Here is a 15,248-nt window from a genome sequence, read left to right on the forward strand (position 1 = left end):
AGCCGGGAGCGTTCCGGTCGCGACACCACCCGTGTAGCCGGCCGCCCGCAGCGGGCGCGCCGGCGGAAGAAACCCCGTCGAGAGGAGACCACAGTGAGCGACATCGACAGCAGGGCCTTCTTCGGTGCCGTCCTGAAGGCCATCGCCTGCACCCGCAACCACAACCCGGACGAGTCCGGCTACGCCGAGGGCGTGCTCGCGCCCACGGCCCGCATCCGCGAGTTCGAGAAGGAGCTGGGCGACCGGCCGCTCGGCCCCGCCGAGGTGGACCAGGTCCTCGCCTGGCTCGACTCCACGTTCCGGACCAAGCACACCCCGGCCGAGGAGCGGGAGCACTACCTGCGCCGCGTCGCCGAGGTGACCGGGCAGGCCCGGGACCGGGCGGCCGTCGCCGCGTAACCGGTCGCCCCCCGAGCGGGCCGCGGCGTCGACACCCCCCGTCGGCGTCGCGGCCGGCGACCACCCGCCCCCTCCGACCCGAGCGCCAAGGACGTCGCACATGCCGAATCTCGCCTGGTACAGCCACGAGGTCTGCTTCTGGCACGACCCCGGCCAGGGGTCGGGCTACCTGCCGGTCGGCCCGGGCATCGAGCCCCTGCGCCAGTTCGCCGTGGACCCCGACCTGCGCCGCGCCGAGGGGCTGGTGCGGATGGCCGGGGTGCTGGACCACTTCACCCAGGTCACCCCCGACCCGGCCGGCGACGACGACCTGCTGCTCGTGCACACCCGGGAGCACGTCGACCGCGTCGAGGCGGCCTCCGCGCTCGGCGCGGGCGACGCCGGGGTGTACGCGCACGTCAACCACCACAGCGCCCACGCCGCCCGGGTGGCCGTGGGCGCCTGCGTGCAGGCCGCCACCGCCGTGCTCGACGGGCGGCACGACCGGGCGTACTGCCTCGTCCGGCCGCCCGGGCACCACGCCGAGCCCGACCGGGCGATGGCCCTCTGCCTCTACAACAACGTGGCGATCGCCGCGCGGGCGGCCCAGCGGCACGGCGCACGCCGGGTGCTGGTGCTCGACTGGGACGTGCACCACGGCAACGGCATCCAGCGCGCCTTCTACACCGACCCGGACGTCCTCTACGTCTCGATCCACCAGGAGGGGCTCTTCCCGCCCGCCTCGGGCCTGGTCACCGAGACTGGGGAGGGCGCCGGGGCGGGCCGCACCCTCAACGTGCCGCTGCCGGCCGGCTCGGGGCACGAGGCGTACCTGGCGGCGCTGACCCGGCTGGTCGAGCCGGCGGCCCGCGCCTTCGGCCCGGCGCTGATCCTCGTCGCGGCGGGCCTCGACGCGGGCGGCCACGACCCGATGGGCCGGATGATGTGCACCAGCCGGACCTTCCACGCCATGACGGCCCGGATGTGCGCCCTCGCCGACGAGCTGACCGGCGGGCGGATCGTCCTGGCCCACGAGGGCGGCTACTCGGCGTGGTACCAGCCGACGCTGGTGCTGGCCGTCGCGTCGGCGCTCGCGGGCCTGCCCGAGCCGCCGGATCCCTTCCTGCACTCGCTGGAGCACCTGCCGGGGCAGCGCCTGCGACCGCACCAGAACCGGGTGCTGGCCCACCTCGAAGCCCACCATCCGTTGCTGGCGTGAGGACGACGATGAACCCCTGGTTGCTGAAGGTGGGCGGCGGCGCGCGACCGGCCGCCGCCGCAGCCAGGCCGGACGCCCCGTGGGCGCGGCTGGTGGCGCTGCCGCACGCCGGCGGCTGGCCCTCGGCGTTCCGGTCCTGGACGCGGGTCGTCCCCGCCGGGGTCGAGTTCCTGGTCGCCCAGTTGCCCGGCCGGGGCCTGCGCGCCGCCGAACCGCCGCTGCGGCGGGTCGGGCCGCTCGTCGAAGGCCTCGCCGGGGCCCTCGCCGAGCGGGCGCCCCTGCCGTACGTGATCGTCGGGCACAGCTTCGGCAGCGTGCTCGGCTACGAGCTGACCCGGGCGATGGAGCGGGCGGGACTGCCGCCGCGGCACCTCGTCGTGTCGGCCCGGCAGCCGCCCTGCTTCCCCAGCGAGCCGCCGTACGGGCACCGGCGCACCGACGCCGAGCTGCTGGAACACCTGGTGGACATCGGCGGCATCGCCCCCGACCTGCTGCACCGGGCGGACCTGGTGCGACCGGCGCTGGCCGCGATCCGCGCCGACCTGGAGGCCATGGAGACCTACGAGCGGCCGGCCACCGGCACCGGCGTGCCGATTCTGTCGTTGGGCGCGGCGGACGACCCGATCGTCGTCGCCGACCGGCTGCACCTGTGGTCGCTGGAGACGACGGGGCCGTTCGCCCGCCGGATGTTCACCGGCGGCCACTTCTACCTGTACGAGTCGCACGTCGCCGAGGCGGTGGTCACGCAGCTGACGACCCACTGCCTCCCCCGCCCGGCGGCACATCCAGAAAGGATCCACATTGCCCACCACGATCGAACCGCAGCACCGGGCGGGCCCCCGGGAATGGCTCGGCCTGGCAGTGCTGGCGCTGCCGACGCTCCTGCTCTCCATCGACATGAGCGTCCTGCACCTCGCGGTGCCGCACATCAGCGAGAGCCTGCTGCCCAGCGCCCCGCAGATGCTGTGGATCATCGACATCTACGGCTTCATGATCGCCGGGTTCCTGGTCACCATGGGAACCCTCGGTGACCGGATCGGCCGGCGGCGGCTGCTGCTGATCGGCGCCGCCGCGTTCGGCGTCGCCTCCGTGGTCGCCGCGTACGCCGACACGCCGGCCATGCTGATCGCCTCGCGGGCCGCGCTGGGCGTCGCCGGGGCCACCCTGATGCCCTCCACCCTCGCGCTGATCAGCAACATGTTCCAGGACGCGCGGCAGCGGGGCGTCGCCATCGCCGTCTGGGTCACCATGTTCTCGGTCGGCGTCGCGCTCGGCCCCGTCGTCGGCGGCGCGCTGCTGGAGTTCTTCTGGTGGGGCTCGGTGTTCCTGCTCAACGTGCCGATCATGGCCGTGCTGCTGGTGGCGGGGCCGCGGCTGCTGCCGGAATACCGGGACGCCGACGCCGGCCGGCTCGACCTGGCCAGCGTGGCGCTGTCCCTCGCCGCGATCCTGCCGATCATCTTCGGGCTGAAGGAGCTGGCCAAGGACGACGCGGGCCCGCTGCCGCTGCTCGCCGTCGTCGCCGGCCTGGTCGTCGGCGTGTTCTTCGTCCGCCGGCAGCGCGCCCTGGCCAGCCCGCTGATCGACCTGCGGCTGTTCCGCAACCGCCCGCTGGCCACGGCACTGGTGGCGATGCTGTTCAGCATGCTCATCGCCGGCGGCACCTACCTGTTCGTGACGCAGTACCTGCAACTCGTCGTCGGGCTCTCCCCGCTGCGGGCCGGGCTCTGGCTGCTGCCGGCGGCGCTCGCGTTGATCGTCACGTCCATGCTGTCGCCCGTGCTGGCCGCGCGGATCGCGCCGGCCCGGGTGGTGGCCGTCGGGCTGGCGGTCTCGGCGGTCGGGCACCTGATGCTCGCCCTGCTCGACAGCCAGGGTGGCCTCACCCAGCTGGTCGTCGGCTTCCTGCTCGTCTACGCCGGCGGCGGCCCGCTCATCGCGCTGGGCACCGACATCGTCGTCGGGTCGGCGCCCCCCGAGCAGGCGGGCTCCGCCTCCGCCGTGTCGGAGACCAGCACCGAGCTGGGCATGGCGCTCGGCGTCGCCATCCTGGGCAGCGTCGGCGCGATCGTCTACCGCAGCCAGTTCACCGCGCCCGAGGGCTCGGGCGCGGGCGACACCCTCGCCGCGGCCGTCGCCGCGGCGCAGGAGCTGCCCGGCGACGCGGGCGCGGCGCTGCTGGCCGCCGCCCGGGACGCCTTCACCGGCGGGCTCAACATCGTCGGGGCGATCAGCACCGTGATCACCGTCCTGCTCGCGGTGGCGGTGCTGACCATGGTCCGCGACCGCCCGGCCGGCGACGCCGAGGCCGGCGCGGACGACGCCGTGCCGGCGCGGGCGGCCTCCTGAGGCCCGGCCGTCCCGGCGGGTCAACCGCCCGCCGGGACGGCTACCGCCCGCCGGCGGCCGTCCCGGCGGGCGACGGGTCGGCCTCCGGGAGGCGGAACGGCACGGGGTCGGTGAGCTCGCCGACGAACACGCCGTCGACCCGGTCGAGGAAGCCGATGAGCGCCCATCCCCGGTCGCCGTCGGGCACCAGGCGGGGCGCGTACAGGTGGGGGTGCGGGACCGGCCGCGCGGCGGCGACGTCCCAGGGGCCGCGCACGCCCGGCGCGTCCGCCACCCAGATCCGGTGGTCGGGCAGGCGCGGGTCCGCGACGGCGTTGGTGCAGAACAGCAGGAGGGGCCGGCCGTCGACGACGGCGACCTGCGGCACCTCGAGGTGACCGAAGCCGGCGGGCGCGGACAGCGGCGGCCGGACGGTCCAGGTGACCAGGTCGGGCGAGGTGGCGTGCCCGATGACGCCCCGGTCGCCCGCCGGGCCCCGGTTGGCGCGGGCGGTGACGAGCATGTGCCAGCCGTCGCCGTCGGGGTCGGCGAAGACCCAGGGGTCGCGCCAGGCCTGCTCGTACCACGCATCCCGGTCGAGCAGCTCGTACCACGTCGGGTCGGCCTCGACGAGGGGGCCGTCGCCGTGCCGGTGCCACGTGGTCAGGTCGTCGGAGACGGCCAGGCCGATGCGCTGGACGAGGCCGTCCTCGGCGCGAGCGACCCCGGTGTAGAACAGGCGCCACCGCCCGTCGGGTCCGCGGACGGTGCAGCCGGTCCAGGTGGCCAGGTCGTCCCAGGCGGGCCCGTCGGCGGGCACGAGCGCGTCGGGGAGCAGGGTCCAGGAGCGCAGGTCGGTGGAGACGGCGTGGCCGATCGACGCCCGGTGGTGGCGGCGGTCGGGGTCGTGCAGGGCCCGGGAGGCGCGCAGGAAGAACACGTGCCACCGGCCGTCGTCGTCCTGGACGTACCAGCTGTCCCACACCCAGTGGTCCGGCAATCGCAGCATGGCCGGCAACCTACCAGTGAATCGGTTTAGCAACCACCTCGGCCGGCGGTGGCGGCGCTCACCGGCCTACGCCGGCGCCCGCCTCGGCGCCGGGACGCCGACTGCCGGCGCGGCGACGGACCGGCGGCGACGCAGCGGCATGGGGACGTACGACGGCCCGGCGTCGCCCCCGTCGAGCACGAGCTCCACGGCGCGGCGGCCCATCCGCTCGTGCGGCAGGGCGGCGGTGGTCAGGCCGGGGCGCAGCCAGGCGGCGATGGGGTCGTCGTCGAACGAGACGACGGAGATGTCGTCGGGGATGGCCAGGCCGGCCTCGCCGAGCGCCTGGTACGCCCCGAACGCCAGCCGGTCGTTCATGCAGACGACGGCCGTCGGCCGGGGCGACCGGGACAGCAGGGCGCGCATGGCGGCGTACCCGTGCTCCGGCAGCCACTCCGTGCAGAAGCACTCGGCGAGCAGGCCGACGTCGGCCGCGGCGAGGGCGGCGCGGACCCCGCGCAGGCGGGCCGGCGCGGCGATGGAGACCTCCGGGTCACCCTCCTTGAGGCGGTTGCGGCCGATCAGCGCGATGCGGTCGCGGTGGCCGTGCGCGAGCAGGGCCTCGACGAGGGCGACGGCCGCCTGCTCGTCGTCGGGCAGCACGCAGGGCAGCTCCCCCGGGCTGACGGCGTTGAGCAGCACCACCGGGCCGCCGAGGATGGCGGGGGGCACCGTGAGCCGGCGGGTGGCCATCGCCGCGTAGACGACGCCGTCGACCTGGCGGTCGAGCATCGCCTCGATGGCGTACCGCTCGAACGCGGCGTCGCCCTGGGTCTCGGTGATCAGCAGCACGTGGTCCCGTTCCCGGGCGGCGTCCAGCGCGCCCCGGATCAGGTCGCCCGCGAACCGCGTGGTGGCGACGATGTCGGAGACGAACGCGATGGTGGCGGTCTTGCGGGTGCGCAGGCTGCGCGCGGCCATGTTGGGCCGGTAGCCGAGCTCCTCGGCGGCGGCGAAGACGCGTTGGTGGGCCTCCGCGGACAGCCGGGTCCCCTCCCGCCCGTTGAGCACCATCGAGGCGGCCGTCTTCGACAGTCCGGCCAGCCGCGCGACATCGGCCAGGGTTGCTCTGTTGCGGCCCATGACTCCTCCGAATCACCGTGACGCGTCCCGCGTCGCCCCGTCACATCATCATGCGCGAGTCACGAGGGCCACCCCCGGCGGGTGGGTGACGGGCCGCGGGACGTGTGAACCGGTCGTTTCCGAGTCGTTGCGAACTCGTCCTTGACAGGTCCGGAGCGCCGCGCGCATGCTCTGCTAAATCATTTTAGCTACGCCGTTTGGCCGTGCGGAAGGGCACCTCGACCCTCCCCGTGATCATGTCGACCGGCTCGGTCGCGACCCGCAGAGTCGGGCCGCGCGGGCCGGACACGACACGGTCGGGCCGGTACGCGCCGGCCCGCCGGGCGGCGTGACGCGGCGTGAAATCAAGGAGTGGTTGACGTGCCGGATTTCTCGACCAGGTTCTCGCGGCGCGGCCTGGCACTGCTGGTGCCGGCCCTGGCCGCGGGCCTGGTGATGAGCGCGTGTAGCGCGCCAGGATCGGACCAGCCGTCGTCGACCGGGTCCGACGCACCCGTCAGCACCGAGCTCGGCACCGGGCCGATCACCCTGGAGCTGTACGCGGAGACCGGCTTCCCGCTGGTCAAGGCGCTGGCCGACGAGTTCACCAAGCAGCACCCGAACGTGAAGTTCAACATCCGTGAGGACCAGTTCACGGTGATCACGGAGAACGCGCCCCGGGTGCTCGCCTCGGACAACGCGCCCGACATCATCCGCCTGCCCACCATGGTCGACCTGGTCAAGGACGACCTGCTGAAGAACCTCGACCCCTACGTCACGGCCTACGGCTGGGACAAGTTCCCCGCCTCGCAGCTCGTCCAGCTCCGGCTGGCCGACGGGGGCAAGGTGCGCGGCTCGGGCTCGCTGTACGGGCTGGGCCTCGGCTACAGCGTGACCGGGGTGTTCTACAACAAGAAGCTGGCGCAGCAGGTCGGCATGACCGAGCCGCCGGCCACCGTCGCCGAGTTCGAGGAGCTGCTGGCCAAGGCCAAGGCCGCCGGCGTGCAGCCGATCGTGCAGTTCAACAAGAACACCGCGGGCATCAACTTCCCGCACCAGGCGTTGCAGAACCAGTTCGGCGACCCCGCCCAGATCGCGGACTGGATCTTCCAGAAGCCCGGCGCCACCTTCGACACCCCCGCCGCGCTGAAGGCCACCGAGACCATCCAGCGGTGGGCCAAGGCGGGCTACTTCACCAAGGACGCCAACGCCCTGGACTACGCCACCATGGTCGGCGACTTCGCCAAGGGCGGCGGCCTGTTCATGTTCAACGGCGACTGGGAGTCGGGCAACCTGGACAAGAACATGGCCGGCAACGCGGGCTTCTTCCTGTTCCCGACCGAGGCCGCCGGCGGCAAGCACGTGGCGATGTCCGCGCCGAACACCTTCGGCGTCGGTGCCCGGGCCAAGAACCCGGACGCCGCCGCGTACTTCCTCAACTGGGCGCACACCGACGCGAAGGCCCGGGAGATCTCCGTGAAGGTCGGCGGCTCCAGCCCCGGCGGCCCCGCCGAGCTGCCCCTGCCGCCCGTCGCCGAGGGCACCGTGCTGGCCGAGACGCTCAAGGCGTCGCAGCAGCTCGGCGCGGAGAACGGCGCGGTCGACTTCACCGCGAACGCCACCGGCGGCATCTTCGCCGCGGCGATCACCCCGGAGCTGCAGAAGCTGATCGCCGGGCAGCAGACCCCCGAGGGGTACGTGAAGGCGGTCCAGGCCGAGTACGAGAAGGAACTGTCCCGATGACCGCTGCCGTCGGCGGCACCGCCGGTGCCCCGGCCGGCGGCGCACACCAGCAGTCACCCGTGCGGCCCCACCGGAGGCGGTGGGGCCGCACGGCCGGGTGGCTCGGCTGGCTGTGGGTCCTGCCGGCCCTGCTCATGTACGCGATCTTCGTGCTGCGCCCGCTGCTGCTCACGATGCAGTACTCGCTGTACCGCTGGAACGGCATCGGCCAGGCCGAGTGGGTCGGGCTGACCAACTACCTGACCGTGTTCACCGACAGCGACCTGCTGAAGATCATCGGAAACGCGTTCGTCCTGATCATCTTCTTCAGCTTCGTCCCGGTCGCCCTCGGTCTGCTGGTCGCCAGCCTCGTGCGCCGGATGAGCGGCGGCGCGTTCGGCACCGTCGTGCGTACCGTGCTGTTCCTGCCGCAGGTGATCCCCCTGGTCGCGGCCGGCATCGCGTGGAGCTGGCTGCTGTCCACCGACGGCCTGGTCAACCAGGTGCTGCGGGCGGTCGGCCTGGGCGGGGTCACCCGGGCCTGGCTCGGCGAGTTCGACACCGCGCTGCCGTCGGTGGGCGTGATCGGCACCTGGGTCATGCTCGGCCTGTGCACGATCCTGCTCGTCACCGGCATGAGCAAGATCGACCCGGCGCTCTACGAGGCGGCCCGCATCGACGGCGCCGGGCCGGTACGGGAGTTCTTCGCCGTCACCCTGCCGAGCCTGCGCCAGGAGATCGGCGTCTGCCTGACCGTGACCATCATCGCCGCCCTCGCCAGCTTCGACATCGTCTACATCTCCACCAGCGGCGGCCCCGGCATCCAGACCACCGTGCCCGGGCTGGAGATCTACCGGCTCGCCTTCTCCCAGCGGCAGGTCGGGCTGGCCTCGGCGCTGTCGGTGGTGCTCATGGTGCTGGTGCTGGCCTGCGTGCTGCCGATCCAGCGGCTGACCCGGGAGGACAAGGCATGAACCTCACCAGCCGCAGCGAGCGACTGACCGGCCGGATCTTCCTGATCGCGCTGGTCGTCGTCACCCTGCTGCCGTTCCTGAGCATGCTGTCGGCGGCGTTGCAGCCGCGCGGCACCGTCCCCACCGGGCTGGCCTGGCCGACGGACCCGCAGTGGGGCAACTTCGCCGACGCGTTCACCGCCGCCAACATGGGGGCGCTGCTGCGCTCCAGCCTGCTGATCGTGGTCGGGGTCGTGCCGATCGGCGTGGTCATCGCCACGATGGCCGGCTTCGGGCTGGGCCACCTGCGGGTGCCCGGCGGCCGGATCGCCTTCGGCCTGCTCCTGCTCGGCCTGACCCTGCCGTTCGAGGCCGTGGTCACCCCGCTGTACTACCAGATGCGCGACCTGGGCCTGCTCAACACCCGGTGGGCGATCATCCTGCCGCTGATCGGCCTGTACATGCCGTTCTCGGTGTTCTGGATGCGGGCGCACTTCGCCACCGTGCCCAAGGAGCTCTCCGAGGCGGCGCGGGTCGACGGCAGCAACACCTGGCAGCTGTTCTGGCGCGTCCAGGTGCCGCTGGCCCGGCCGGCCATCGCGTCGCTGACCATCCTGCTGTTCCTGTGGACCTGGAACCAGTTCCTGCTCGCCATCGTGCTCGTCGACGACGCCACGAAACGCACCATGGCCGGCGCGCTCGGGGCGTTCCAGGGGCAGTGGGGGACGGACCTGGTGCTGCTGTGCGCCGGCTCCCTGCTCATCCTCACCCCCACCCTCATCGTGTTCCTGATCTTCCAACGCCAGTTCATCAAGGCCCTCATCCAGGGATCGCTGAAGGGATAGCGCGTGACGACGCCTGCACCGGTCCACGGCGACGCCGACGAGGGCTTCGGCCCGGTCGTCGACGTCTTCCGGGACAACTTCACCGCGCGCGGCGACGTGGGCGCCGCGGTCGCCCTCTACGTGCGGGGCCGCAAGGTCGTCGACCTGCACGGAGGGCTCGCCGACCCGCGTTCCGGCCGTCGGTGGGTCGCCGACACCCCGGCGGTCGTCTTCTCCTGCACCAAGGGGATCCTGGCGGTCTGCGCGTACCTGCTGGTCCAACAGGGCCGCCTCGACCTGGACGCCCCCGTCACCCGGTACTGGCCCGAGTTCGGCCAGCACGGCAAGGACGGGATCCCGGTGCGCTGGCTGCTCACCCACCAGGCCGGCCTGCCGGCCCTGGACCGGCCGCTGACCCGCGCGGACGTGGTCGCCTGGACGCCGGTGATCGAGGCGATCGAGGCGCAGCCGCCGCTCTGGCCCCCGGGCACCGCGCACAGCTATCACGCGATGACCTACGGCTGGCTGGTCGGCGAGGTGATCCGCCGGGTCACCGGGCAACTGCCCGGCGCGTTCTTCCGCGCGGCGCTCGCCGAGCCGCTCGGCCTGCATACCTGGATCGGCCTTCCCGAGGCCGAGCGCCCGGCGGTGGCCTGGATGCTGGCGCCGCCGGCCGGCGCGCTGCCCGCCCTCGACCCGGTCGCCGAGCGGGGACTGACCATGAACGGGGCCTACGCCTTCCCGGCCGACGACGACGGCCTGGTCAGCTTCAACGACCCGGTCATCCAGGCCGCCGGGATCCCCGGCGCCGGCGCGGTCAGCACCGCCGAGGGCCTCGCCCGGCTCTACGCCGCGGCCGTCTCCGACGTCGACGGCGTCGGGCGGCTGCTCACCGTGGCGTCGGTCGACGACGCGACCACGCCCCGCGTCTGGGGCCGGCAGCGCTACGGGCCGCCGGACGAGGGGCAGCGCTGGGGGACCGGCTTCCTGCTGGACTCCCCGCCGGCCCGGCCGCTGCTGGGCGCGCGCAGCTTCGGCCACGACGGCGCGGGCGGTCACGTGGCCTTCGGCGACGACGCCCACCAGGTCGGCTTCGCGTACGTGGTCAACCAGATGGGCGGGGTGGGCGACGAGCGGGGCGACCGGCTGGTCGCCGCCGTGCGTCGGTGCCTGGAGAGCTGACCCGTCGACGGCCACGATTGTTTCCACCGGATTTCCATTGTGTCTTGACAGGGGCGCGGCGGGGCGCGTTAGCTCCAGCTAAATCATTTTAGCGTCGATGGATGGCGGCGGGCGGGCCGCGCCCGCCGCCACCGGAGACCGCGGGAGGGACGAAACCGCATGACCCCTCGCCTGAGGACCGTCGCGCTGCTGACCGCCGCCATCCTGTCGACATCGGCCGGCGCGGCGTACGGCGCGGACCGCACCGGCCACGGCGGCGACACCGCCACGGGCATCCGGAGCATCACCCCCATCACCCAGGTCCACCCGTACGGCCAGCAGGTCTCGGCCGTCGCCGTCGAGTACGGCGCGACCGTCGATCCCCGGACCCTCGACACGGGCACGTTCTCCGTCGCCGACACCGTCTACAACTTCCGCTTCAACCCCATCGAGGACCTGCCGAAACTGGCGGACCGGAGCATCACCCACGTCTACACCAACAGCCGCCCCGCCACCCGGGGCGACCACCGGGCCGTCACCGGCCGCTACGTGATCGTCGAACTCGACCCCGCCGACGGCAAGGGCTCGACGGTGATCGTCTCGAAGTGCCCCACGTTCCTGTGCACCGTCAAGGTGAACCCGGACCTGCCCACGCGGGTGGTGCAGCGCGAAGACGTGCGCGGCGTGCCGGGTCGCGGCCGGGGCAAGGGACCGGTGCTGGCCAAGGGGGCGCCGCACCGGTCGCACCCGATGACCGAGGAGCCCGTCGACCTCCTGGTCGACGACTTCACCTACGGCTCGTACCTCAGCGGCGGGATGGTCCTGCCCTACCACTACCACCTGCCGAAGAACTACCAGCCGGGCCGCAGGTACCCGCTGATGGTGGTGCTGCCCGGTCACGGCATGGGCTGGGACGGCGACAACACCGGCGTGCAGCTCGCCGCGGACATCCCGGCGACGGCGTGGCTGCAACGCGAATGGACCGGCACCGACGAGGACGTCATCGTGCTGGCCCCCCAGCACCAGCGCGTGGGGGCCGCCGCCGAGGCCGACCTGCTCGTCAAGCTGGTCGAGCGGTTCGTCGCCGACCACCCCGTCGACGCCGACCGGGTCTACGCGACCACCGTCTCCTACGGCTCGCAACTGGCCTGGCAGGCGTTCGCCAAGCGCCCGGACCTCTTCGCCGCCGGCCTGATCACCGGCGGCTTCCAGGTCGGCGTCGACCAGGCGGAGGCCATCGCCGCCGCCGAGATCCCGGTCTGGATCACCCACGGCGTCAACGACCACCTGCTCAACGTCTCCCTCGCCCGCAACTCCCGCGCCGCCCTCCAGGCGGCCTACGCGGCCGACGGCAAGACCCCCCAGCAGATCGACGCCCTGCTGCGCTACACCGAGTACGGCAATGACGCCTTCACCCAGCCGGACTACCACGCCGCCTTCGGGCCGACCTACGCCGACCAGGGCATCCTGCGCTGGCTGCTCGCCCAGCGCAGGTAGCGGACGCCGTCCGGCCCGATCCGTCGGCCCGCACCCGATCCCGTCGGGTGCCGGGCGGCGGGTCGGCCCGGACGGGGCGACCGTGCGGTCCACAATGGCGCGATGAGCGTGGGGGAGGGCGGGGCGACCGGCCGTTGGCCCGGTGGCGGGGCGGCCGGGTGGCACGCGCCGGCCGCCCCGGTTCGCGATGCGGTCACCGCGTCGGCCACCCTGGACTACTACCTGGTCCATCCGGGCCCGGCCGGCGGTGAGCCGCGCGGGCGGCCGGAGGGTCTGGTCGTCGAGGAGTTCGAGCACGCGGCTGACCACTCGGCGGCGCGCCTGCACAGCGCCGCGTGGACCCCGCAGGACGGCGGCTGGTGGAGCTCGGCGGACTTCAGCCGGACCATGCGCCTCGACGCTGCCCTGCGCCGCCGGGTGGTGGCCGTCGCCCGACCGGACGCCGCAGCCGCCTACCACGAGCTCGGCGGCGGCGACCTGCCCGACGAGGGGACGCTGCGCGGCCACTTCCACGACCCCGCGCCGCTGGCCACGGCACCGCTGCGGCTGACGCCCGGACACCCTGCGGCCGGGCCCGGCGAGACCCGGGTCTACCGGGTGCTGTTCGCCGACGCCCTGGGGCCGGACGGCCTGGCGCACCTGCGCGCCACGTGGCGGATGACCGTCGCGGGCGACGCGGCCGACCCCGGGGCCCGGGTGCTCGGCGTCGCCCGGCGGCGGGTCGGTGACGACGCGTTCACCTGGCACCTGCGCCGCATCGGCGCGGGCGGGCCGTGGTGCCTGGACCTGACCGTCGACCTGGCCGGCGATCGGGACGACACCATCCGGCCGATGCTGCGGGAGCTGACCACGACGCTGCGGATGCGGGGGCTGCTGCCCGTCACCGTCGAACGCTTCTCCTGACCGCCCGGCGGGTGCGCGCCGGGCGGCCAGGAGGGCGGGCGGCGGCGGCTCAGGACGCCGGCGACGGGCTGACCGCCGCGCACGCGGCCAGCGCCTCGGTCGTCTTCGGGTCGCCGGAGTCGATGTCGGCGGGGTCGACGCCCCGGTTGCTCAGGCAGGTGCGGTAAGCGGCGCGGCGACCGTCGTCCTGCCCGCCCCCCGGCGCGCCGGAGCCCCCCGGCCGGGCGCCCGGGCCGCCACTGGGCCGCACCGAGGCGCACGCCTGCTGCGCCTTCTCCCACGTGGCCTCGTCGACGCCGTCGGGGCGTCCCAGGCCCGGTCCACCGCGTCCCGCGCCCGCCGAGGCGTCCGGCCGGGCCGAGGGACGCGCGCTGCGCAGGCCGGATGGCCGGGCCGTCGGGAAGCCGGACGGTCGCGCCGTCGGGAAGCCGGACGGCCGCGCGTCGCCCGAGGGCAGGGTGACGCCGTTGTCCTGGAGGCAGTCCCGGTAGGCGGCGAAGGCGTTCTGGCCGCCCTGCCCGTTGTCGCCGGCCGGAGCCGCCGCGTCGTCGGTGCCGGCGCAGGCGGTCGACAGCGCCAACGCGGCGACGGTCAGCGCGGTCGCGAGCAGGCGGCCTCTTCCAGACAACGACATGCGAAACTCCTCAACCTTCTCCGGGGCCCGTCCAGGTAACCGGGCCCACCTCACCGGCCGCTCGGTCCCGGCTCGGAGTTGCCTCGGAGTCCGCGCCGCACCACGGCGACGGCCCGTCGGCGCGGCGACCCGCCGGGGGCGTTCCCAGGCAACTCCGAGCTGAGGCCGAGCCGGTGCCGAGCCGTGGTGGGCAGACTGGCCGCCCATGGGAGACGGCCAGAACCGACGGTGGCGCACCCGGCGTGCGCGTCGGGTCGTGGCGGGCGGCGCCGCCCTGCTCCTGATCGTGGCCGGCGGCGGGTGGCTGCTGGCCACGAACGCCGATCCGACGCCCGCCCGCCCGTCGACCGTGGCCGCCGACCGGGGCCCCGTCGCCGTCGAAGTGGCCACCTCGGGCACCGTGGCGCCGGCGACCACCCGAGCCCTGGGCTTCTCCGTCGTCGGCACGGTGCAGACCATCTCGGTGCGGCCCGGCGACGTGGTGCGGGCGGGACAGCGGTTGGCCGCCGTCGCCGACGACGACGCCGCCGCGGCCGCCGAGGCGGTGGACGAGGCCGAGGACGACCTGACCGAGGCGCGGGACGCGCTCGCCCGGGCCCGCGAGGACACGGCCGACGGGGCGGCGGACTGCCCGACCGGTGCCGGCGTACGACCGGTCGTCCTGCGCTCGGCCACCGCCACCGCCACCGCGACCGCGCCGACTCCCGGTGCCTCCGCCAGCTCCGCCACCGCCTCCCCGAGGCCGACGGCCACCAGGTCGACGCCCGCACCGACGGCCACCGGCGGCCGGTCGGCCCGCCCGTCCGCGTCCGGCCCGACCGCGCCCGCGCCGGGCGGCACCTGCGCCGGCGGCGGCGCGGCCGGCGCCGCCGACCCGATCCTGCAGGCCCAGCGCCGGGTCAACCAGGCCGAGGCGAGCCTCGCCGAGGCGCGGGAGACGCTGGCCGGCACCATGATCACCGCGCCGATCGCCGGCACGGTCCTGTCCGTCGCCGGCAAGGTGGGCAGCGAGGTCGGCCGGGGCAGCACCTTCATCACCCTCGCCGACACGTTCGCGATGCAGGTCGAGGCCAGGTTCCCCGAGGCCGACGCCGTGGCCCTGGCGGTCGGGCAGCAGGCGACGCTCACCCTCCCCGACCGGCCCGACCGCACGTTCGCGGCGACCGTCGTCCAGGTCGACCCGGTCGGCGTCAGCGACGGCAGCCTGGTCCGCTACGGCGTCGTGCTCTCCTTCACCGAGGCGCCGCAGGACCTGCTCGTCGGGCAGAGCGCCGCGGTGACCGTCGAGACCGCGGCGGTGGCGGACGCGGTGCGGGTGCCGTCCACGGCCGTCCACGACGTCGCCGGCGGGACCGGCACCGTCCGCGTCGGCGTCGAGGGCACGCCGCGCACGGTCGCCGTCGGGCTGCGGGGCGGCCGGTTCACCGAGGTGACCTCCGGTCTCACCGCCGGTGAGCTGGTGCTCCGCTCCTGGTGACAGCGGGGACACAGCTTCCGCACAGGGCGCGTGGAGCAGCCT

14 protein-coding genes are annotated in these 15,248 nt (G+C 74.4%); 11 read left to right on the plus strand and 3 right to left on the minus strand.

The window, feature by feature from the left end; translation table 11 throughout:
- Positions 1–93 precede the first annotated feature (93 nt).
- From O7633_RS02110 to O7633_RS02125, 4 genes are all read left to right on the plus strand, one after another.
- Positions 94–399 (plus strand): hypothetical protein, encoded by a 306-nt coding sequence (locus O7633_RS02110; protein ID WP_278135013.1) that lies wholly within the window; start codon positions 94–96, stop codon positions 397–399.
- Positions 400–499: 100 nt separating this feature from the next.
- Positions 500–1,597: a class II histone deacetylase gene (locus O7633_RS02115; RefSeq protein ID WP_282325674.1), complete on the plus strand. Its 1,098-nt coding sequence runs from the start codon at positions 500–502 to the stop codon at positions 1,595–1,597.
- An 8-nt stretch (positions 1,598–1,605) separates the two neighbouring features.
- A complete protein-coding gene (locus tag O7633_RS02120; RefSeq protein ID WP_282325675.1) occupies positions 1,606–2,628 on the plus strand; it encodes a thioesterase domain-containing protein in 1,023 nt (340 codons plus the stop codon).
- Positions 2,516–3,946, plus strand: a complete 1,431-nt coding sequence (locus O7633_RS02125) for an MFS transporter (protein ID WP_278136425.1) — start codon at positions 2,516–2,518, stop codon at positions 3,944–3,946. The genes O7633_RS02120 and O7633_RS02125 overlap by 113 nt, the downstream gene beginning before the upstream one ends.
- A 40-nt stretch (positions 3,947–3,986) precedes the next feature.
- Here O7633_RS02125 and O7633_RS02130 read toward each other — a convergent pair whose 3' ends face one another.
- Both O7633_RS02130 and O7633_RS02135 read right to left on the minus strand, forming a co-directional pair.
- Positions 3,987–4,934, minus strand: coding sequence for a glycoside hydrolase family 68 protein (locus O7633_RS02130; protein WP_282325676.1), 948 nt, complete (start codon positions 4,932–4,934; stop codon positions 3,987–3,989).
- A 66-nt stretch (positions 4,935–5,000) separates the two neighbouring features.
- Entirely contained in the window at positions 5,001–6,056 is a 1,056-nt protein-coding gene (locus O7633_RS02135) for a LacI family DNA-binding transcriptional regulator (RefSeq protein WP_278135021.1), read from the minus strand.
- Between the two features lie 360 nt (positions 6,057–6,416).
- On the opposite strand from O7633_RS02135, the gene O7633_RS02140 reads away from it, so the two are divergent.
- From O7633_RS02140 to O7633_RS02165, 6 genes are all read left to right on the plus strand, one after another.
- Positions 6,417–7,778 carry an extracellular solute-binding protein gene (locus O7633_RS02140; protein ID WP_278135023.1) on the plus strand — a complete coding sequence of 454 codons (1,362 nt, stop codon included), beginning with the start codon at positions 6,417–6,419 and terminating at the stop codon, positions 7,776–7,778.
- Positions 7,775–8,731, plus strand: coding sequence for a sugar ABC transporter permease (locus O7633_RS02145; RefSeq protein ID WP_282325677.1), 957 nt, complete (start codon positions 7,775–7,777; stop codon positions 8,729–8,731). Before O7633_RS02140 ends, O7633_RS02145 begins: the two co-directional genes overlap by 4 nt.
- Positions 8,728–9,555, plus strand: coding sequence for a carbohydrate ABC transporter permease (locus O7633_RS02150; protein ID WP_074476062.1), 828 nt, complete (start codon positions 8,728–8,730; stop codon positions 9,553–9,555). The genes O7633_RS02145 and O7633_RS02150 overlap by 4 nt, the downstream gene beginning before the upstream one ends.
- 3 nt (positions 9,556–9,558) lie before the next feature.
- Positions 9,559–10,716 (plus strand): serine hydrolase domain-containing protein, encoded by a 1,158-nt coding sequence (locus O7633_RS02155; protein WP_282325681.1) that lies wholly within the window; start codon positions 9,559–9,561, stop codon positions 10,714–10,716.
- 159 nt (positions 10,717–10,875) lie between these two features.
- Positions 10,876–12,192, plus strand: a complete 1,317-nt coding sequence (locus O7633_RS02160; RefSeq protein ID WP_282325682.1) for a PHB depolymerase family esterase — start codon at positions 10,876–10,878, stop codon at positions 12,190–12,192.
- Between the two features lie 102 nt (positions 12,193–12,294).
- Positions 12,295–13,095, plus strand: coding sequence for a hypothetical protein (locus O7633_RS02165; protein ID WP_282325683.1), 801 nt, complete (start codon positions 12,295–12,297; stop codon positions 13,093–13,095).
- A 49-nt stretch (positions 13,096–13,144) separates the two neighbouring features.
- Here O7633_RS02165 and O7633_RS02170 read toward each other — a convergent pair whose 3' ends face one another.
- A complete protein-coding gene (locus O7633_RS02170) occupies positions 13,145–13,729 on the minus strand; it encodes a hypothetical protein (protein ID WP_278135035.1) in 585 nt (194 codons plus the stop codon).
- A 205-nt stretch (positions 13,730–13,934) separates the two neighbouring features.
- Between O7633_RS02170 and O7633_RS02175 the strand changes: the two genes are divergently transcribed.
- Positions 13,935–15,206 (plus strand): efflux RND transporter periplasmic adaptor subunit, encoded by a 1,272-nt coding sequence (locus tag O7633_RS02175; protein ID WP_282325685.1) that lies wholly within the window; start codon positions 13,935–13,937, stop codon positions 15,204–15,206.
- Positions 15,207–15,248: the final 42 nt, after the last annotated feature.

The organism is Micromonospora sp. WMMD712, from assembly GCF_029581295.1.
Classification (GTDB): Bacteria; Actinomycetota; Actinomycetes; order Mycobacteriales; family Micromonosporaceae; genus Micromonospora; species Micromonospora carbonacea.